The sequence below is a fragment of the Streptomyces sp. NBC_01276 genome (assembly GCF_041435355.1).
Lineage (GTDB): Bacteria > Actinomycetota > Actinomycetes > Streptomycetales > Streptomycetaceae > Streptomyces.
Map to the genome: position 1 here is coordinate 1,695,906 of NZ_CP108442.1, position 19,490 is coordinate 1,715,395.

The window sequence follows — 19,490 nt, forward strand, 5'->3', positions numbered from 1 at the left end:
GCGGTTACGGTCGGGCCATGACGGACACCGTGTTCTGCCTGGGCGGGGACCTGCCGCTGCGTCGTCTCGGACTCGGCACCGGGGGGCTGGTCGGCCCCGGTTACTGGGGGCCGCGCGGCAGTCGCGCGGATGCCGTGGCGCTGCTGCGCGCGGCCGTCGGGCAGGGGGTGCGGCTGATCGACACCGCCGACAACTACGGGCCGGAGCTGGCCGAGGAGCTGGTCGCCGAGGCCCTCCACCCGTACGGGGACGGGCTCGTGGTCGCCACGAAGGGCGGGGTGGTGCGCACCGGCCCGGACGAGTGGCACGTGGCGGGCCGGCCCGGGGAGTTGCGCCGGATGTGCGAGGCGAGCCTGCGGCGGCTGCGGGTGGAGCGGATCGACCTCTACCAGCTGCACCGTTTCGACCCGGCGGTGCCGATGGCCGAACAGCTGGGCGAGCTGGCGCGGTTGCGGGAGGAGGGGAAGATCCGGCACATCGGTCTGGACACGGTGAGCGCGCCGCAGCTGCGGGAGGCGCTCGAGTCGGTCCCGGTGGCGGCGGTGCAGAACCCGTACAACCTGCTGGACCGGTCCTCGGCGCAGGTGCTGGCGCTGTGCGAGGAGCGCGGGATCGCGTTCCTGCCGTACTACCCGCTGGGCAGCGGCGCCCTGACCGGCGGGGGCGCGGCCGCCGTCACCGGGGTGGCGGCGGCGCACGGGGCGGTTCCGGGGCAGATCGCGCTGGCCTGGCTGCTGCACCACTCGCCGGTGCTCTGCCCGACCCCGGGCACCGGCTCCACCGACCACCTGGCGCAGAACCTGGCCGCGGCCTCGGTCCGGCTGGCGCCGGGGGAGGTCGCGCTGCTGGACGCGGTGGCCGGGGTGTGACGGCTCAGAGCGAGCCGACGACCTTTCTGGGGGTGATGCGGACCACGACCCGCTCGGCGTCGTCGGCCGACGCCGGGTTGAAGTCCGCGTAGTCCTTGCCCGTGTACTTGCGCGACAGCTCGTCGATCAGCTCCTGTCCGCCCTCCGTGGTCATGGTGGCGCTGCCGCGGATCTCGGCGTAGGTGTAGGGCGCGTTCGCGGGGTTGATCATGACGGTGACCCGCGGGTCCCTGCGGAGGTTCATCTCCTTGCGGCGGCCGACGGTCGTGGAGAACAGCAGCTCGTTGCCGTCCCGGGTGAGCCAGGTGACGGACAGCTGCGGGCTGCCGTCCGGCTGGACGGTGGCGACGGTCGCGAAGACGGGGGTGTCGTCGATGACCTTCCGCAGGTCGTCGGAGAGTGCGTCGGACACGGGGCGGGTTCCTTCCCTCGGCTTGCGGCTGTCGGCCGGCGGCTGGGTCCGGACCGACTGCCCGTCGCTGAAGATCAGCAGCGGACAGCCTGCAAAATCACCGCTTCCCCCGCAAGCGCATCGGGCCCGCCGCACCGAGTCCTTCGACGGTTCACCCGTGCGGCCGAGTCCCGGGGTGGGCGAGGCCGTCGAGGACCAGGGCGAGCAGGTGGGCGCGGCGGGCCGCGAGGGTGGGCGCCTGGCCGGTGATCCAGCTGAGGGCGTTGACCAGGGCGAACAGGTCGGTGCCGTCCACGTCGGGGCGGATCCGGCCGGCGTCCTGGGCCGCCCGGAGCAGGCGGCCTCCCGCCTCCCGCATGCCCAGGCACGAGGCGTGCAGCGCGGACTCCGGGTCCGCGAGGGTGGCCGCCAGCGAGGCCGGCAGTCCCCGGAAGGTGCCGGCCCACACGATGAACTCGCCGAGCCAGTCGGCGAGCGCCCCCTCGGGCGGCAGGTCCGCGTCCGCCAGGGCGTCGGCCCGCGCGGCGAGGCCGCCGAAGCCGGTGCGCAGGAGGGCCTCCAGGAGCGTGTCGCGGGTCGGGAAGTGCCGGTAGAGCGTGCCGAGTCCGACGTCCGCGCGGCGGGCGACGTCGCGGAGCGAGGCGTCGGTGCCCTGCTCGCCTATGACCTCGCGGGCCGCTTCGAGGATGCGTTCCCGGTTGCGCCGGGCGTCGGCGCGCTGCCCCGGCGGTGCGGGCTCATCTGGCATGGGGATTCCTGACGTTGACAAACGGAGCACTGCTCCGCCTACGATTCGGAGCAGTGCTCCGGATTCTATCGGGACGGGGTGCCCTCTTTGGCGTGCACGGACACGGAAGGTCGGGGGAAGACCATGGGAACGACGACGATGCAGGCTGTACGCGTACACGCGTTCGGCGGCCCGGAGCGGCTGGCGTACGAGGAGGTGCCGCGGCCGGCGGCGGGACCGGGCGAGGTGCTGGTCCGCGTCCACGCCGCCGGGGTCAACCCGGTGGACCGGTACGCGCGACAGGGCTTCACGGTGCTGCCGGAGGCGCTCCGGCCGCAGTGGCCGCTGCCGTACACCCCGGGCTCCGACGTGTCCGGCGTGATCGTGGAGACGGGCGCCGGGGTCACCTGCTGGCGGGCCGGGGACGAGGTGTTCGGCCTGGTCCGCTTCCCCGGCCGGGCCTCGGCGTACGCCGAGTACGTGGTCTCCCCCGCCGGGAACCTCGCCCGCAAGCCGGCCGCGCTGGGGCACACGGAGGCGGCCGCCCTGCCGATGGCGGGGCTGACGGCGTACCAGTACCTCTTCGAGCACGTGAAGGTGCGCGGGGGCGACACGGTACTGGTCAACGGTGCGGCGGGCGGGGTGGGCCACCTCGCCGTGCAGCTGGCCCGGACCGCGGGCGCCGCCCGGGTCGTCGCGGTGGCGTCGGGGCGCCACGAGGCCTTCCTCCTGGGTCTGGGGGCCGACCGGTTCGTGGACTACACGCGCACGGCCGCCGGGGAGGCCGTACGCGGGGTGGACGTGCTGATCGACGCCGTGGGCGGCCCGGAAGGCCACCGCCTCCTGCCGGCCATGCGGCCCGGCGGGCGCATCGGCGCGGTCTTCCCCGGGGAGTACCACGCGGAGCGCGCGGCCGGGCAGGGCGTCACGGCCGGCGCCTGGCAGGTGCGCCCCAGCGGGGAGCAGCTGGCCGAACTGGCCCGGCTGGCGGACCGCGGCGCGCTGCGGGTGGCCGTCGAGGAGGTCTTCCCGCTGGCCGGGGCCGCGCGGGCGCACGCCCGCGCCGAGCGGGGCCACCTCCAGGGCAAGATCGTCCTCGCCGTGGCTCCCGCGTAGGGAGGCCGGACGGCGGCGCGCACCGGAGGACGCCCGCGGTCAGGGGCGGGTCAGTTCGACCAGCTTGGCGACGGTGTTCCAGTTGCGGGTGGTCACGTCCAGGCCCTTGACCACGGCCGGGCGGGCGAGCACCTCGGCCAGCTTGGAACGGCCCAGGCCGTCCGGTGCGTAGAGGTAGAGGACCCGGTCCCCGAGCCGGTACTCCTCGGGGAGGTACGCGGCGCCGTCCAGCGCGGCGAAGCGCTCCGGGCCGGGCTGCGCCGAGAAGAAGGTCGCGTGGAGCTGCCTGCCCTCCAGCTCGGCGGCCGGGAAGGGGCAGGCGCCGGCGACGGCGGCCAGGTACTCCCCGTCGACGACCAGGCAGGGCACGCGGAAGCCGAAGTGGCCCTCGATCGCGGCCTCCAGCCCCCGGGCGAGGGCGTCCGGGTCGCCCTCGCCGCTGCTGAAGACGGCGTTGCCGCTCTGCAGGTAGGTCTGCACGTCACCGTGGCCGAGTCCCTCCAGGACCGCGCGCAGCTCGGCCATCGGGACCTTCTTGTTCCCGCCGACGTTGATGCCGCGCAGCAGCGCCGCGTACTTCTTCTTCGTCATGGGCGCACCCTAAGCCCCGCCTCTGACAGTGCCCCGTCGACGAGGTCGGCGGCCTGCCGCGTCCCGCCCTCGGCGGCCATCGCGGCCCGGATGGCCTCGGCGCGCACGGCGACCTCGGGGTCGGCCAGCAGGCCGAGGACGGCCGCGCGCAGGGCGATGGCGTCGGCCCGCTCCATCGGGAGGTGGCGGGCCACGCCGAGGGAGGCCAGCATGTCGGCGTTGCCGAACTGGTCGACGGCCTGGGGGACCGCGACCATGGGGGTGGCGGTGGCGAGGCCCTCCTGGCTGCCGCCCGCGCCCGCGTGGGTGACGAAGGCGTCGGCCTGGCGCAGGATGTCCAGCTGGGGAACCCAGCGGTGGACTTCGACGTTGGCCGGCACCTCCCCCAGTTCGGCCTCGTCCGTGAACTTCCCGATCTGGAGGACCACGTACCAGTCGGGGAGGTCGCCGAAGGCCTCGATGCAGGCCCGGTAGAAGGCGGGCTGCTTGGTGAAGGTGGAGCCGAGGGAGACCAGGAGCAGCTTCCTGCCCCGCGCGGCCTCAGGGCGCCGCCAGGTGCCCTGAGTGGCGGCGCGGTCGCCCTGGCAGGCCCCGACGAAGGTGTACACGTCGGGGTCGACCCGGTCGGCGTGGGGCTGGAGGGCGCGCGGGATGAGGACGATGCTGCGGGGCGGGCGGCCGACGAACCGGTCCGGGTCCTCCTCGATGCCGTTTTCCCGCAGCCAGGCGCCGAAGCGCGCGTAGTAGTCCCTTCCGCGCTCGGAGGCGCGCAGTTGGGCGGTCATCGGGGCCGCGACCTCCTCCTCGTAGCCGTCCCAGGCCACGAGGTTCGGGGAGAGGGAGATCGCGGGGACGCCCCAGCGGTGGGCCAGGACGATCGCCGCGTAGGCGGTGATGTCGTGCAGGACGAGGTCCGGCTCGTCCCCCTCGAAGGCGGCGACGAGCTGTGGGAGCGCCTGGACCGCGTCGTTCAGGAAGGGCTCGATCTGGTCGATGAGCTCGGTCCCCCAGGCGTCGGGGTCGTCCTCGGTGGGCAGGGTGGAGTTCCAGATCACCGGGGTGGCGCCGGTCTCGGCGACCTTGTCGGCGAAGGAGGCGGGAACGGCGTAGCTGACCCGGTGACCCCGGGCGACGAGTTCTCGGATCACCTCGATGCTCGGGTTCACGTGGCCCGCGGCGGCGATGGAGAACATGGCGATGTGGGCGGGCTTGGCTGAGGTCATGTCCCGACCATAGCGAGACGAAACGTCTCGCTCAACCGGGATCCCGCGGACCACCCCACCGGGTGGCGGCGGCCCGTCGAAGGGCCGTGACGGGAATGCGAGACTGGCCCCCGGTCATGGTCCGCGGGTGATCCGGATCCCCACGGTCCGGCGCGGCACGAGAGGACGGAACGAACGGCATGGACGAGGCGCGGGCCAGGGACGTACTGACGGAGGCCGGCCTCACCGGAGCCGCCGAACTGCTCGCCTTCGGGGAGAACGCGGTCTTCGCCGTCGACGGCCTCGTGGTGAAGGTGGGCCGCGAAGCGGGGCTGCTCCCCCGGGCCGAACGGGAGCTGGCGGTGGCCGACTGGCTCGCCGGAGCCGGCGTCCCGGCGGTGCGCGCGGCCGAGCCCGCGCCCCGGCTGGTGGCCGGCCACCCGGTGACCCTGTGGCACCGGCTCCCCGACGCGGTCCGGCCAGCGGGCCCCGAGGACCTCGCGGCCCTGCTGCGCCCGCTGCACGCCCTGCCCGCGCCGCCCTTCGCCCTGCCCCCGCGCGACCTGCTGGACGGCGTGGAACGCTGGCTGCGGCTCGCCGGCGGCGCCATCGACCCCGGGGACGCGGCGTACCTGCGGGCCCGGCGCGACGGTTACGCGGCCGAGGTGGCCGCGCTCACCCCGCACCTGACCCCCGGTCCGATCCACGGCGACGCCCTGCCCCGCAACGTCCACGTGGGCCCCGACGGACCTGTGCTGGTGGACCTGGAGACCGTCTCGGCCGACCTGCGCGAGCACGACCTGGTCGTGATGGCGCTCTCCCGGGACCGGTACGGGCTGCCCGCGGACGCGTACCGGGCCTTCACGGACGCCTACGGATGGGACGTACGGGAGTGGGAGGGGTGCGCGGTGCTGCGCGGCGCCCGCGAGACGGCGAGCTGCGCCTGGGTCTCCCAGCACGCCCCGTCCAACCCCAAGGCCCTGGCCGAGTTCCGCCGCAGGGTGGCCTCGCTGCGCGAGGGGGACGCGGAAACGCGCTGGCATCCCTTCTAGCCCTGCCGTATCAACTCACTCGTGAAACTGCACCTCACCGTCCACGACGCGCGCTCGGGCCGGGAGTCCTTCAGGGTGGTCCGCCCGGCGAACCCCCCGGCCCACGCGGAACTCTTCGACGACTCCTGGTACCTGAACGCCTACCTCGACCAGGAGGCCGCCCGGCTGATGGCCGGGCTGTGGACCCTGGCCGCCTCCTCACCGCGCACCCTGTTCCACCTGCCCCTGCGCACGGCCGGGGGCCGGACGCCCGGGGACCGTGCCCTCGACCTGGTCCTGCTGCACCACTCGCTCCGGTTCGCCCCCGCGCACTGGAAGCGGCTGCGCGCACGGCTCGGACCGGGCCGGCCCCGCACGGTGGACCTGCGCCTCCCGCGGCAGCGGGAGGAGACGGACGGGACGCACCCCCGGCACGCCGACGACCGCGACCGCTTCCACCAGCACATCCACGCCGAGACCCTGTTCCTGACCGGCAGCGCCCCGCTGTTCCGCCACAACGCCGAGCTCTTCCGCGACGTGGCCCGCAGCGGCCCGGCGCACCCCCGCACCACCGCCCGGCACGGCCACTACTGCCGCGAGGTCGACTGCGGCATCCACTTCCGCGGCCTCCACATCCAGTACCTCGACCCCGCCGACGACCGGGACTGAAGACGGACGCCCCCGGGGGGACTCCTCCCGGACGGCCCGGTCAGCCGCGCCGCGGGATCAGCGGCCAGGCCGGCTCGACGACCGCCGCCGGGTCCGTGGTGCGCCGCAGGTAGGCCTGGAGGGAGACGGACTGCTCGGCCGCCGCCCGGACCTGGAGGGCCTGCAGGTCGGCCAGGGGCATCAGCCCGACGGGCCGGTGCGTCTCCCCCAGCCGCCGCACCACCCGGGCCGCGGCCACCGCGTCCGCCCTGGCGTTGTGCGCGTCGTCGAGGGCGACCCCGTAGTGAGCGCACAGGGCGTGCAGGGCCCGCTTGCCCTTGCGGTACTTGTCCACATGCTTGTCGATCACCAGCGGATCGATGACGGGCGACGGTACACCGCCCAGCCGCTCGCTGAGCGACGCGACCCCGTACCTCCGGCACTCGCGGTCGAGCAGGGAGAGGTCGTAGCGCGCGTTCATCACCACCAGCGGACGCCCCGCGCCCAGCCCGTCGGCCACGGCCCGCACGATCTCCTCGACGGCCTCGGCGGCCGGCACCCCGTGCGCACGTGCGTGCTCCGTCGAGATGCCGTGGATCGCGGACGCCTGCTCGGGTATCCGCACCCCCGGGTCGAGCAGCCAGGTCCGCTCCCCCGAGACGGCCCCGTCCGGCCCCAGCCGCACCACCGCCGCCGTCACGATGCGGTCGGTCTCGACGTCGGTCCCCGTCGTCTCCAGGTCGAAGGCCACCAGCGGCCCGCTGATCCAGCTCATCACCCGGCCGCCGTTCCGGCGCCGGCCTCGAACCGTGTTCCCCCGTGCCACGCCTCCATGACGCGCCCCTCCCCCGTGTATCGGTCAACGCGTTTCAGCCTGCCACGGGGCACTGACACACCGGAGGGCGGGGCCGCCGCCGGGTCGGCGGGACGCCGTCAGGACACCGGCCGGGAGTCCTCCCAGACCGATTCGAACTCCTCCCGGTAGGTCGGGAAGAGCCCGTGTTCGGAATCCTTCCGCCCGCCCCGCCCGCCCCCGCGCAGGACCAGCACCGGTGCCTCCATGCCCCGGGCCCGCCGCAGGTACGACTGGACCACCGCGATCCCCGAGGACTCGCCCTCCACCAGGTAGGCGGTGAAGCGCGGGGTCTCGTCGAAGACGTGGATGTCGAAGCGCGACGGGTCCTTCAGGCCGGCCCGCACCCGGCGCACGTGCAGGATGTTCATCTCCACCGACCGGCTCAGCTCGCCCTTGCGCAGCCCGAGCTCCCGCTCGCGCCGCTTGACCGCGCTGCTCGCCGGGTTCAGGAACAGCAGCCGCACCCGGCAGCCCGCCTCCGTGAGCCGGACCAGCCGGCGGCCCGAGAAGTTCTGCACCAGCAGGTTCAGGCCTATCCCGATGGCGTCGAGCCGCCGCGCGCCCCCGAACAGGTCCTCCGCCGGAAGCATCCGCTGGAGCCGCACCCGGTCCGGGTGGACCGAGATGACGTCCGCGTACCGGTCGCCGACCAGGTCCTCCACCGCGTCGATCGGCAGCCGGTCCGCCGTCGGGCTGCCCGCCCCGGCCCCCAGCACCTCCAGGAGGCGCGCCGAGGCGCGCTCCGCCTGCTCCAGCACCGGCCGTGACAGCGCCCGGTTGCGGGAGACCACGTTGCGGGTGACCTCCAGCTCGTCCAAGGCCAGCTCGATCTCGCGCCGGTCGTCGAAGTACGGCTCGAAGCAGGGCCAGTGCTGGACCATCAGCTCCCGCAGCTGCGGCAGCGTCAGGAAGCTCAGCACGTTGTCGTCGGCGGAGTCGAGGAGGTAGCCCTTGCGCCGGCTGACCTCGCGGACCGCCACCGCCCGCTGCACCCATTCCTGCCCGGCCGGCCCGGCGGCGGCGACCACCCAGTCGTCCCCGCCGTGCACCGGCTCGTAGACGGGCCGCAGCACGGCGCCCACCACCGACCTCAACCGCTGTTCGATGAGATTCAGCCAGATGTACGCGCGGCCCGCGCGCTGGGCCCGCGTACGGACCTCGCTCCACGCGTCAGCGCCCCAGTCCAGCTCGGCGCCGGCCCGTACGTCGTCCCCGGCCGACGGCGGGGCCAGCGACACCGCCCCGGCCGCGAACGTCCCGGCCGCGCCCCCCGGTGCATCCGCCGGGCCACCCTCGTGACCGCCGTCACCAGGGGGCAGCTCCAGACCTCCCGAGCTCACCCGTGCACCGCCTTCTGCGTCTGGACGCCCGTCTCCAGTGATCACGGAAGGGTACTCCGCGCGCGCGACCCGACGCAGCCCGAAGGACGCCGGGACGGTTCCACGCCCCGCTCTCCGGGCCCCCGTTGACTCATTATGTGATGCCCGGACAGTCGGCTGACCCGCATATCAGCTCTCCGGGTCACCCGTCAGGAGCATCGCAAGTCCACGCGTGCGGCCCCTCTTTCGGGGAAGATCTGGCATTGACGTGATCGACGCCGGATCAGCCGGACCAAGATGGGAAGAGCGTTGTCTATGCAGGTCTGGCCGGGACAGGCGTATCCACTGGGTGCCACCTATGACGGCGCCGGCACCAACTTCGCGGTCTACTCCGAGGCCGCACGGCGCATCGAACTGTGCCTGCTGCACGACGACGGCTCGGAGACCGCCGTCGAGCTGCGCGAGACGGACGCCTTCGTGCGGCACGCCTACCTGCCCGGGGTGATGCCCGGCCAGCGGTACGGGTTCCGGGTGCACGGACCGTACGAGCCCGAGCGCGGCCTGCGCTGCAACGCGGCGAAGCTGCTGCTCGACCCGTACGCGCGGGCCATCAGCGGCAGGATCGGCTGGGGCGAGCAGGTCTACGGCTACCACTTCGGCCGGCCCGACTCACGCAACGACCTCGACTCGGCCCCGCACACCATGAGTTCGGTCGTGGTGAACCCGTACTTCGACTGGGCCAACGACCGCCCGCCGCGCCATGAGTACCACCACACCGTCCTCTACGAGGCGCACGTCAAGGGCCTGACCATGCGTCACCCGGACCTGCCGGAGGAGCTGCGGGGCACCTACGGGGCCCTCGCGCACCCGGCGGTCATCGGGCACCTGACCAAGCTCGGCGTGACGGCGCTGGAGCTGATGCCGGTGCACCAGTTCGTCAACGACCACCGCCTGGTCAACGACGGGCTGAGCAACTACTGGGGCTACAACACCATCGGCTTCTTCGCCCCGCACAACGGCTACGCCTCGGGCGACCGGGGCCAGCAGGTGCTGGAGTTCAAGTCGGCGGTCCGGGCGCTGCACGAGGCCGGGATCGAGGTGATCCTGGACGTGGTCTACAACCACACCGCCGAGGGCAACCACCTGGGCCCGACGCTGTCCTTCCGGGGTCTGGACAACGCCTCGTACTACCGGCTGGCCGAGGACCCCCGGCACTACACGGACACCACCGGCACCGGGAACTCGCTGCTGATGCGGTCCCCGCACGTACTCCAACTGATCATGGACTCGCTGCGGTACTGGGTCACCGAGATGCACGTGGACGGCTTCCGCTTCGACCTCGCGGCCACCCTGGCCCGGCAGTTCCACGAGGTCGACCGGCTGTCCTCGTTCTTCGACCTGGTGCAGCAGGACCCGGTGGTCAGCCAGGTGAAACTGATCGCCGAGCCCTGGGACCTGGGCGAGGGCGGCTACCAGGTGGGCAACTTCCCGCCGCTGTGGACCGAGTGGAACGGCAAGTACCGCGACACCGTACGGGACCTGTGGCGCGGGCAGCCGCGCACGCTCGCGGAGTTCGCGGGCCGGCTGACGGGCTCCTCGGACCTCTACCAGGACGACGGGCGGCGCCCGCTGGCCTCGATCAACTTCACCACCTGCCACGACGGCTTCACCCTGAACGACCTGGTCTCGTACGACGAGAAGCACAACGAGGCCAACCGCGAGGGCAATCGGGACGGCGAGACGCACAACCGGTCCTGGAACTGCGGGATCGAGGGGCCGACCGAGGACCCGGAGATCCTGGAGCTGCGCGCACGGCAGATGCGCAACCTCACCGCCACCCTGATGCTGTCCCAGGGCGTGCCGATGCTCAGCCACGGCGACGAGTTCGCGCGCTCGCAGGACGGCAACAACAACGCCTACTGCCAGGACAACGAGCTGTCCTGGGTGACCTGGCCCGAGCCGGGCAAACCGCCGCCCGCGCTGCTGGAGTTCACCCGGCGGATGGTCTGGCTGCGCCGGGACCACCCGGTGTTCCGGCGGCGCCGGTTCTTCCACGGGCGGCCGGTGGAGGGCACGCACGACGAACTCTCCGACATCGCCTGGTTCACCCCGCACGGTGAGGAGATGCGGGCCCGGGACTGGCAGGCGCAGCACGCACGGGCGCTGACCGTGTTCCTCAACGGCGAGGCGATCTCCGAGCCGGGCTCGCGCGGGGAGCGGATCACGGACGATTCGTTCCTGCTGATGTTCAACGCGGGCGCCGATCCGCAGGACTTCACCATCCCGGCGGGCCACGGGGCACGGTGGCGGCTGGTCGTGGACACGGCGCGCGCGGAGGTGCTGCCACCCGATACCGGGCCGCAGTTCGCGGCCGGGGACCGGGTGGCCCTGACGGGACGGTGCCTGGTCGTGCTTCAGCGCCCGGCGTAGGTGCCGCCCGCGCCGGGGGCGGCTGCTCCGGGGGCGGTCGGCGCGGCGGCTCCGGCGGTGGTGTCGCGGGGGCCGGACACGTCGGAGGGCGAGGTGCTCTGCTGGGCCGGGATGAAGGGCCCGGCCGCTTCCGGACGGGCCGAGGGCACCGTGGTGACCAGCGCGAGCGCCAGGCACAGCGCGGCCGCCCCCACGGCCACGGCGAAGGCCCCGGCGGGGCCGTAGGCCTCGGCGAGCCGTCCCGAGACGGCCAGCGCGGCGGCCTGTCCGGCCACCAGGGAGCTCGCCGCGAAGGCCATCAACTCGGCGAGCCGGGCCGGCTCGACCACGCGTTCGGTCAGCGCGAAGGCGGTGATCAGGTGCGGGGCGTAGGCGGCGCCGAGAACGGTGACGACCACGTACAGCGGCAAGAGGCCGTCGGTGAACAGCAGGGGCGTCGAGAGCACCAGGGCGGCGCCGGTGGCCGCCCTCCAGCGCATCCGCAGCCCGAAGCGGGCGGGCAGCGCGCCGAGCGCGAGGCCCGTGACGGCACTGACGACGCCCATCATGGCGTAGACGACCCCGGCCTGGCCGGGTACCCCCAACTGCGCGGTGAGCGAGGCGATGCCGGCCTGGCAGGCGCCGAACATGGCGCCCTGGAGGGCGAGGGAGCCGCGGACGGCGTGGACCACCCCGGGCCGGCGGACCCGCGCCCGCGCTCCCCGCTCCCGCGCGGGCGACCCGGCCGTGACGGCGGCGGTCGGGTGCAGGGCGTACGCGGCCCCGAACACGGCGACCAGCGTGGCCGCGCCGCCGAGGGCGACGGCCGGGTGGGCGACGAGCGCGGCGAGCCCGACGAGGGCCGGGCCGAAGACGAAGGAGATCTCGTCGAGGGTGCCCTCCAGCGAGTGGACGGCGCCCACGACGCTCTCGTCGGACTTCGCCCGGTGCGCGAGCGCGACGGAGCGGGTCCGGGCGAGCGGCCCGATCAGCGGGACGGAGGCGCCGGTGACGGCGCCGATCGCGGCGAGCGGGACGGTCGCGAGGCCGCCGAGGGCCCCGGCGACGAGGCCGGCGGTGGCCACCGCGTTGACCGCGGCGGCACAGAGGACGACGGGCCGCTGCCCGTGGCGGTCGGCGAGCCGGCCGAGGACGGGTCCGAAGACCACCTGGCCGGCCGAGAGGGTGCCACCGACGATGCCGGCGGTGGCGAGGGAGCCGCTGGTCTCGGCGACCAGCAGGACGCTCCCGAACTGGGACATCGCGACGGGCAGACGGGCGAAGAAGGAGAGGAGCGGGAGCAGGGGCCCGGTCAGGGCGATGACTTTTCGATAGGTCTTGACGGTTCCAACCACTTGATCGACCTTAACGCGACGCAGTCACCCGGATGCATTGGGTCATGGCACGGAATCGCGTGGGCTGGGTACGTACGTTCTCATGACCATGCAGTATTCAAGCAGTCAATCGGAATCTGACGTTCCGAAACCCGTCACTCCCGCGTCGACCTACCGTCTCCAACTGGGCCCCGCGTTCCCGTTCGCCGCGGCCGGAGCAGCCGTACCGTACCTCGCCTCGCTGGGCGTGTCACACCTGCACCTCTCCCCCGCGCTGGAGGCGGTGCCGGGGTCGGCGCACGGGTACGACGTCACCGACCACACCCGGGTACGGGCCGAGCTGGGCGGGGAGGAGGGCCTGCGGGCGCTGGCCGCGACGGCCCGGGCGCACGGGCTGGGGCTGGTCCTGGACATCGTGCCGAACCACATGGCGGTCCCGGACCCGCTGCGCCTGAACCGGCCGCTGTGGGAGGTGCTGAGGGAAGGGCCGCGCTCCCCGTACGCGCGCTGGTTCGACATCGACTGGGAGGCGGGGGGCGGACGGCTGCTGCTGCCGGTGCTCGGGGAGCCGCCGCGGGCCGACGGCTTCCGCGTCGACGCGGGCGGGGAGGTGCTGCGGTACGGGGAGGGTGACACCGAACGGGAGTTCCCCCTGCGGGCCGGCACGGCCGGGCTGCCCCTGCCGGAGCTGCTGGCCGCGCAGTGGTACCGGGTCGCCTGCTGGCGGGAGGCCCGCACCGCGTTGAACTACCGCCGCTTCTTCACCATTTCGGACCTGATCGGGGTGCGGGTCGAGGACCCCGGGGTCTTCTCCGCCACCCACTCCAAGGTGCTGGAGCTGGTGCGCGACGGGGTGCTCCAGGGGCTGCGCGTCGACCACGTGGACGGACTGGCGGACCCCGAGGGGTACCTGCGGCGGCTGCGGGCGGCGGTGGGCGGGGACTGCTGGGTGGTGGTGGAGAAGATCCTGGCCCGCCAGGAGCGGCTGCCTCCCGGCTGGCCGGTGGCGGGCACGACCGGCTACGACGCCCTGCACCGCATCGACGGACTGTTCGCCGACCCGGCGGGCACGGCGGAACTCGCCCGCGCCTACGCCGGCACCACCGGCCTGCCCTCCTGGGAGGCGACCGCCGCCGAGGCGGCGCGGGAGGTGCTGACCGGCGACCTGGCCGCCGAGCTGGCCCTGCTGGAACGCCGGGCGGGACCGGAACTCGCCCCCGCGGTGCGCGAGTTGCTGATCGGCTACCCGGTGTACCGGCCCTACCCGGGCGGGGAGGTGGCCGAGGTGGCGGCGGTGGCGGTGTCCGGCCTGGACGGGGTACGCGAACTCGTGCTGCGGGACCCGGCCTTCGGGGCCCGCTTCGCCCAGACCTCCGCCGCCCTGCGGGCCAAGTCCCTGGAGGACCGCGCCTTCTACCGCTGGGCCCCGCTCCTGTCGGCCACCGAGGTCGGCGGCGAGCCGGGCGCTCCGGCGGTGTCGGTCGCGGAGTTCCACGCGTACTGCGCGGAGCTGGAACGGGACTGGCCCGCCACGGGGACGGTGCTGTCCACGCACGACACGAAGCGCAGCGCGGACGTACGGGCCCGGATCGCGGCCCTGTCACAGGCTCCGGGGGAGATGGGGGGTGCGGATGCGGGTGCGGGCAGCTCCGGGGACCCGCAGCTGGGGTGGGTGGCCCGGCAGAGCGCGCTCGGCCTCGGAGACGTCCCCGACCGGGGGCCCCGGCTGGAGGCGGCCCTGCTGAAGGCCGCCCGGGAGTCGGGGCTGCGGACGTCCTGGACCGACCCCGACGAGGAGTACGAGGCCGGCATCGCGGACCTGGTACCCGGGGAGGCGGCGGGGCTTCCCGGGCACCTGACGGAGGCGGCCCGCGCCAACGTCCTGGGCATGACCCTGCTGCACCTGGCGATGCCGGGGGTGCCGGAGGTCTACCAGGGCTCCGAGACCGAGTACCGGGCGCTGGTGGACCCGGACAACCGCCGCCCGGCGGCGTTCCCGCGCGGGGCCCTGGCCGCCCTCGACGCAGGCACCGCCCCGCACGGCCTCGCGGCGGAGAAGCTCGCGCTGACGGCGGCCCTGCTCCGGCTGCGCCGCGACCGGCCCGCGCTGTTCTCCGGCTACACCCCCCTGACGGCCTCCGGCCCGGCGGCCGACCACTGCGTGGCCTTCGCCCGCTCGGCCGACCTCGTCGCGGTGGCCACCCGGCTCTCCCACCGCCTGGCGGAATCGGGCGGCTGGAGCGGCACCACCCTGATCCTGCCCCCGGGCCGGTGGCGCCCTGTCCACGGGACTCCGACCGGGGGCACTCACGAGGGACGGGTGGAGCTGGCGAAGCTCCTGACCGGCCTGCCGGCCACGGCCCTGGTCCGGGTGGGATAGACGCGGGGCCGGCGCCGGGTGCCCGTCGGGGACTCGGGCGGCTCGCCCGAGTCCCCTTCGGCCTCCCCCTGCGAGGACGGAAAGCGGCTGCTGCGGGGTTGGGCGTGGACCGGTGGGTCAGCAGGGGCTCACGTACCAGACCCAGCGCCAGTCGGCCGCGGGGTCGTAGCTGAGCCCGCCGGGCGAGGTCCAGCGGACGACCTGGTCCTGGGAGTAGAACCTCGCGTACAGGTTCGAGCGCTGGTTGTTGATCCACGAGCCGGTCGTGTTCCACGTGATGCGGAACAGGTGGTTGCAGGTGAACATGTCGAGCCGGTCACCCGTGTAGTTCTCGTACATGTAGGCGCACACGTACGAGTAGCGGCAGCCGCCCACCGTGTCGCCCGGGACCGCCGCTCCACCGAGGTCGCGAGCCTTCTGCTCGCCGGGCAGCGCGAGCAGCAGCTCACCGCCGGGCAGGGCGATCTTGTTGGCGCCGATCTGGGTGCCCTTGGTGCTCGCCAGGTAGCCGTCGACCCGCTCCTGCAGGCTCTTGGCCTGGGCGGCGTTCAGGCCGGCGCTCGCGGCCTGCGCCGCGAAGTCCGCGCGCGCCCCGTCGGCGGCTCCGGCGGCGCCCGGTGCGGCCATGAGCGCCAGGAGTGCCATGACAAGGGCGGCGAGGACCTTGCCCAGCCCGTTGGACCGTAAGATTCCGTGCTTCGTCACTGCGTTGCCTCTCTGCTTCACACTTCGGCACCGTGCCGGCCACCACTGTGTGGGAGGCATCGGCCGGCGTCGATGACACGGAGCGCAGATTGACTGCGCACCGAGCGCAGACAGGCCGCGAACGAGCGGGAGTTGGCCGACGCCGCGCTATCCCGACGGCCCGCCGACGGCCAACTATGGACGTGTACACATCACCGTGGGGCGGGGGCTTCGTGACAGGTACACAGACGGTCAGCGTCCGCGCGCGGAACGGTTTCGAGTCGTGGGCGGGCATGGTCGGCGACCTCGTGATGCCGGTCTCCATCACCAGCCCGCACATCGAGCACTTCCGTGGCACGGCGACGGCGCTCGACCTCATCCATACCGACCTGTCCGGGTTCGCCTTCTCACCGATGTCCGCCCGGCGCGGCCCGGGGCACATCCGGCGCGCGGACCCGGAGAACTACTTCCTCTTCCTCGTCCACGGCAGCCCGGTCGGCTTGGAGCAGAACCGCAACAACGCCCTGCTCCGCGCCGGCGACATGGCGCTCTTCGACTCCTCGCACCCTTTGAGCTGCGAGTTTCTCGACGAGGGCCGACTCTCGCGCGTCTCCCTGCTGCGGGTGCCCCGGAGCACCCTGGCGCTGCCCCAGAACCACGCCGACCGGCTCCTCGGCACCCGGCTCGCCACCGGCACCGTCTCGGGCACCCTGCTCGCCTCGTACCTGACCGGGCTGCGCACCCACGCCGAGCACTCCGACCCCGCCGAGCTGTCCCGCCTCGGCGCCGTCGGCATCGATCTGTGCGCCGCTTATCTCGCCGTGCAGTCCGGCGGCCCCGGCGCGCTGCCCGCCGAGACCCGCCGTCAGGCCCTGCTGGCCCGGATCCGGGCCTTCGTCGACCACAACCTGCCCGACCTGCGGCTGGGCCCGGACTCCATCGCCGCCCACCACCACATATCCGTACGGCTGCTCCATTCGCTCTTCCGCGAGGAGCCGGAGACCGTCGCCGCCACGATCCGCAGGCTCCGCCTCGAACGCAGCCGGGCCGACCTCGCCGACCCGAGGCTCGGCCACTCCAAGATCGGCGAGATCGCGGCGCGCTGGGGCTTCCGCCACCCGGCGGACTTCAGCCGGGCCTTCCGCCGCGCGTACGGCATGCCGCCCAGCGACTACCGCCGCCTGGCGCTGTTGCACGGTGCCGGACACACCTGTCAGTGAGTCGCCTGTGCCCTGCCGGGCGCTCTGGTCGTCGTGTCGGGCGGTCTGGTTCGCCCCGGGCCTTGCGCCGACACGCACACGGGGCCGGATTGGCGGCTTGGCCGGAGACGGGACTCGCATCTCTGAGGGACCCGCCCCTCCCTCACTTCCCCGTGGACCGTTCTTTTGGGGGGTTCCCGTCGGTGTTCGGATTTCCGTGACGGGCCGGCCCGTCACGGGGAGACGATGAGACTGACGGGAACCCCCCAAACCCACTCTGATCCGGGCCGGCCAGGGTCCCGCCACCCCTCCACCGAGCAGCGGCCTCGTCGTGCCGCGCAGTAGAGGCGGGTTCCGGCACGGTGGCGGGTCCGCGGGCGTCGCCGGGTCTATCTCTTGACGGAGACAACCCACTCACCAGGAGCAAGCCCTGGGCCTCATCCACCGGCTGAAGCCGGCTGAAGCCGCCCCGGACCCGTCCGGGTGGCCGTGGGGACGGAATGCCGTTGTACGGGAGTGTCCTCGCCCCGCCCCACGCGCCCGGCTCGATCATGCCGTGCCATGGCACCTGGTGAACTCCGCCGGAAACGGGTCCCGCGGCGCCGTTGGATCCTCGGGCTGGCGACGGCGGCGCTGCCGGCCTCGGCCCCCTCGTACGCCGCCGCGGCGGAGCCGTTCCCGAGCGGGGCTCCCTCGGCGACGGCGGCACGGGCGCCGTCTGCCCCCAGGACGGGTGGCTCATCCCCCACGGCCATCCGGCCCGCCCGGCCCATCCGGCCCATCCCGCCCATCCCGCCCATCCGGCCGCTCCGGCCGCTCCGGCCCTCCACGGCGGCCCCTGGTGTCCCCCGCGCCACTGCGGCCCCTGGTGCCCCCCGATGCCCTGCCCCGGCGGCTCGCCCGACTGCGGCGGGCCCGGCCTGCCCGGCACCGGGGCGGTCAGGGTGCTCAAGGAGGACGAGAACACGGGCGCCCCGCTCTCCGGCGCCGTCTTCCAGCTGTGGGAGGAGACCAACGGGATCCCGGGCCTCCAGACGCCGGCCTCGACCCGGACACCGCGATCGGGGCCCCCTGCACCACCGGGCCCGACGGCCTGTGCTCCCGCACCGTGGAGTTCGGCATGTACTACTGGGAGGAGACACAGGCTCCGCCCGGGTACGAAATTCCGATCAACCCGGTGTTCGGCCCGCTCGTACTGCAGCCGGAAGACGCCGCCGACGGCGTGACGTTCACTGCCGAGAACAGGCCGGAATCCGAAGCGCCCGAAGCCCGTCAGCCCCTCCGCCCCTCCGCACGGGCCGCACCACCGGCGATTGACCGATCCGCTCGAACACGGCCGCGACCGGACTCCACCAGTTCCACGGCAAGGCTTTGGCCAGCGCTTTTGGTGCAGATTCGGGACTGAGCGAGCGGTAGGGGGCGCGCGGGACGGGCATGGCATCCCTTGTGACCCTCCTCCGTGACATGCGCTACCCCACCCCGCAGGAACTCGCCCTGGCCGCCCGGGCGCTGGTGGCCGAACATCCCGACCGCGCCGGGCTCCGGCAGACCGGTGTCTCCCGTGCCGGGCGGCCACTGTGGCTGCTCTCCGTCGACGGGCGGGCCGGCGGCGGTCCGCGCCGGGTGCTCGTCGTCGCCGGGGCCCATGCCAACGAACCCGTCGGCGGGGCGACCGCCCTGGAGCTCGCGCGGCGGGTGGTCCGGGACGGCGGTGGCGGGGCGGACTGGCACTTCCTGCTCTGCGCCGATCCGGACGGCGCCGAGCTGCACCGCACACCGCGCCCCCGCTCGCTGCTGGACTACCACCACAACTTCTTCCGGCCGCCCGGTCCCGAACAGCCGGAGTGGGCCCCGTCGTTACTCGCCCCGGACCGGCTCCCGCCCGAGACCCTCACGCTGACGGCCCTCCTCGACGAACTGCGCCCCGTCCTGCAGGTCTCCCTGCACGGAACGGACCTCGGCGGATCCTGGGTGCAGCTCACCCGGGACGTCCCCGGCCTCGCCGAGCCGTTCGCGAAGTCGGCCGCCGAGCTGCGGATCCCGGTGGAGACCGGGGCTTCCGACGCGGCCGGCTGGGTCTCCCCCGGGCCCGGCATCTTCGTGATGCCGGAGACGGGGGCCGGGCCCGCCGGGGCGTTCCACCCGGAGGACACTCGGCTCAGCACCTGGTGCCACCCGGGTACGACGGCGATCGTCGAAGTCCCCATGTGGGCCTCGGACCTGGTGGACGACCCGGCCCCGCACCCGGACCCGCGCGGCGCCCTGCGGATGCTGGCCGGCCGGCTCACCGAGGACTCCGGGCGGGTGGCCGGCCTGCGCTCCGGAGCCCGGGGCACCGATCCCGGGTCCGCCGCGCTGCTGCGCGCCGTGGACTGGACGCTCGGGCTGATCCCCCGGATCACGGCCGAGTGGACGGGGTCCGGAGCCCCGGCCGAGGCCACGGCGGCTGCGGTCGGCAGCATCGACGCGTTCGGACGCAGACTGTCGCTGCGCGCCGCCGCGATGCTGCTCCGGGTGCTGCGGACCCAGGGGCATCCGGCGGCGCCGGGCCTGGACCGGCTGATGACGGGGTGGTGCGAGGAGTTCGCGGCCCGCTTCCAGGCCCGCTGGGTACCGGTGTCCACACAGGTGGAGCACCAGGTCCGGACGGTCCTCGCCACGTACGAGCGGCTCTAGACCGGGCCGGGGACCAGGTCGGCCCCGCCCGTCACGA

General features: G+C 74.0%; 16 protein-coding genes. 8 read left to right on the top strand and 8 right to left on the bottom strand.

Going from position 1 to position 19,490, the window contains the following annotated elements; genetic code table 11:
- The first annotated feature begins 17 nt into the window (after positions 1 to 17).
- Positions 18 to 869 carry an aldo/keto reductase gene (locus OG295_RS07040; protein WP_371676090.1) on the top strand — a complete coding sequence of 284 codons (852 nt, stop codon included), beginning with the start codon at positions 18 to 20 and terminating at the stop codon, positions 867 to 869.
- 4 nt (positions 870 to 873) lie between these two features.
- Here the strand turns inward: OG295_RS07040 and OG295_RS07045 are convergent, their stop codons facing one another.
- Together OG295_RS07045 and OG295_RS07050 are read right to left on the bottom strand one after the other, a co-directional pair.
- Positions 874 to 1,281 (bottom strand): PPOX class F420-dependent oxidoreductase, encoded by a 408-nt coding sequence (locus OG295_RS07045; RefSeq protein ID WP_371676091.1) that lies wholly within the window; start codon positions 1,279 to 1,281, stop codon positions 874 to 876.
- A gap of 151 nt (positions 1,282 to 1,432) precedes the next feature.
- Positions 1,433 to 2,029, bottom strand: a complete 597-nt coding sequence (locus OG295_RS07050; RefSeq protein ID WP_371676092.1) for a TetR/AcrR family transcriptional regulator — start codon at positions 2,027 to 2,029, stop codon at positions 1,433 to 1,435.
- 138 nt (positions 2,030 to 2,167) lie between these two features.
- On the opposite strand from OG295_RS07050, the gene OG295_RS07055 reads away from it, so the two are divergent.
- Entirely contained in the window at positions 2,168 to 3,124 is a 957-nt protein-coding gene (locus tag OG295_RS07055; RefSeq protein WP_371676093.1) for an NADP-dependent oxidoreductase, read from the top strand.
- Positions 3,125 to 3,163: 39 nt separating this feature from the next.
- On the opposite strand, the gene OG295_RS07060 is transcribed toward OG295_RS07055, so the two are convergent.
- Together OG295_RS07060 and mgt are read right to left on the bottom strand one after the other, a co-directional pair.
- On the bottom strand, positions 3,164 to 3,715 hold the full coding sequence (locus OG295_RS07060) for a DUF1697 domain-containing protein (RefSeq protein ID WP_371676094.1): 552 nt from the start codon (positions 3,713 to 3,715) through the stop codon (positions 3,164 to 3,166).
- On the bottom strand, positions 3,712 to 4,938 hold the full coding sequence (gene mgt, locus OG295_RS07065; RefSeq protein WP_371676095.1) for a macrolide-inactivating glycosyltransferase: 1,227 nt from the start codon (positions 4,936 to 4,938) through the stop codon (positions 3,712 to 3,714). Before mgt ends, OG295_RS07060 begins: the two co-directional genes overlap by 4 nt.
- Before the next feature lie 179 nt (positions 4,939 to 5,117).
- Between mgt and OG295_RS07070 the strand changes: the two genes are divergently transcribed.
- Entirely contained in the window at positions 5,118 to 5,969 is an 852-nt protein-coding gene (locus OG295_RS07070) for a phosphotransferase enzyme family protein (RefSeq protein ID WP_371676096.1), read from the top strand.
- Positions 5,970 to 5,990: 21 nt separating this feature from the next.
- Positions 5,991 to 6,617, top strand: a complete 627-nt coding sequence (locus tag OG295_RS07075) for a hypothetical protein (protein WP_371676097.1) — start codon at positions 5,991 to 5,993, stop codon at positions 6,615 to 6,617.
- 40 nt (positions 6,618 to 6,657) lie between these two features.
- Here OG295_RS07075 and OG295_RS07080 read toward each other — a convergent pair whose 3' ends face one another.
- Both OG295_RS07080 and OG295_RS07085 read right to left on the bottom strand, forming a co-directional pair.
- On the bottom strand, positions 6,658 to 7,371 hold the full coding sequence (locus OG295_RS07080; protein ID WP_371676098.1) for a 3'-5' exonuclease: 714 nt from the start codon (positions 7,369 to 7,371) through the stop codon (positions 6,658 to 6,660).
- Positions 7,372 to 7,529: 158 nt separating this feature from the next.
- Positions 7,530 to 8,792: an SAV2148 family HEPN domain-containing protein gene (locus OG295_RS07085; protein ID WP_371676099.1), complete on the bottom strand. Its 1,263-nt coding sequence runs from the start codon at positions 8,790 to 8,792 to the stop codon at positions 7,530 to 7,532.
- A 294-nt stretch (positions 8,793 to 9,086) separates the two neighbouring features.
- Between OG295_RS07085 and glgX the strand changes: the two genes are divergently transcribed.
- A complete protein-coding gene (glgX, locus tag OG295_RS07090; protein WP_371676100.1) occupies positions 9,087 to 11,201 on the top strand; it encodes a glycogen debranching protein GlgX in 2,115 nt (704 codons plus the stop codon).
- Here glgX and OG295_RS07095 read toward each other — a convergent pair.
- The gene (locus OG295_RS07095) at positions 11,186 to 12,535 is read right to left on the bottom strand and encodes an MFS transporter (RefSeq protein ID WP_371676101.1); all 1,350 of its coding nucleotides are present in this window, start codon (positions 12,533 to 12,535) and stop codon (positions 11,186 to 11,188) included. The genes glgX and OG295_RS07095 overlap by 16 nt on opposite strands.
- 88 nt (positions 12,536 to 12,623) lie before the next feature.
- Here OG295_RS07095 and treY point away from each other — a divergent pair, with 88 nt between their 5' ends.
- On the top strand, positions 12,624 to 14,894 hold the full coding sequence (gene treY / locus OG295_RS07100; protein ID WP_371681126.1) for a malto-oligosyltrehalose synthase: 2,271 nt from the start codon (positions 12,624 to 12,626) through the stop codon (positions 14,892 to 14,894).
- 117 nt (positions 14,895 to 15,011) lie between these two features.
- Here treY and OG295_RS07105 read toward each other — a convergent pair whose 3' ends face one another.
- Complete coding sequence (locus OG295_RS07105) at positions 15,012 to 15,599, bottom strand: hypothetical protein (RefSeq protein ID WP_371676102.1); 588 nt, start codon at positions 15,597 to 15,599, stop codon at positions 15,012 to 15,014.
- A gap of 212 nt (positions 15,600 to 15,811) precedes the next feature.
- Between OG295_RS07105 and OG295_RS07110 the strand changes: the two genes are divergently transcribed.
- Both OG295_RS07110 and OG295_RS07115 read left to right on the top strand, forming a co-directional pair.
- Positions 15,812 to 16,798: a helix-turn-helix domain-containing protein gene (locus OG295_RS07110; RefSeq protein ID WP_371676103.1), complete on the top strand. Its 987-nt coding sequence runs from the start codon at positions 15,812 to 15,814 to the stop codon at positions 16,796 to 16,798.
- 1,413 nt (positions 16,799 to 18,211) lie between these two features.
- A complete protein-coding gene (locus tag OG295_RS07115) occupies positions 18,212 to 19,453 on the top strand; it encodes a M14 family zinc carboxypeptidase (protein ID WP_371676104.1) in 1,242 nt (413 codons plus the stop codon).
- Positions 19,454 to 19,490 lie beyond the last annotated feature (37 nt).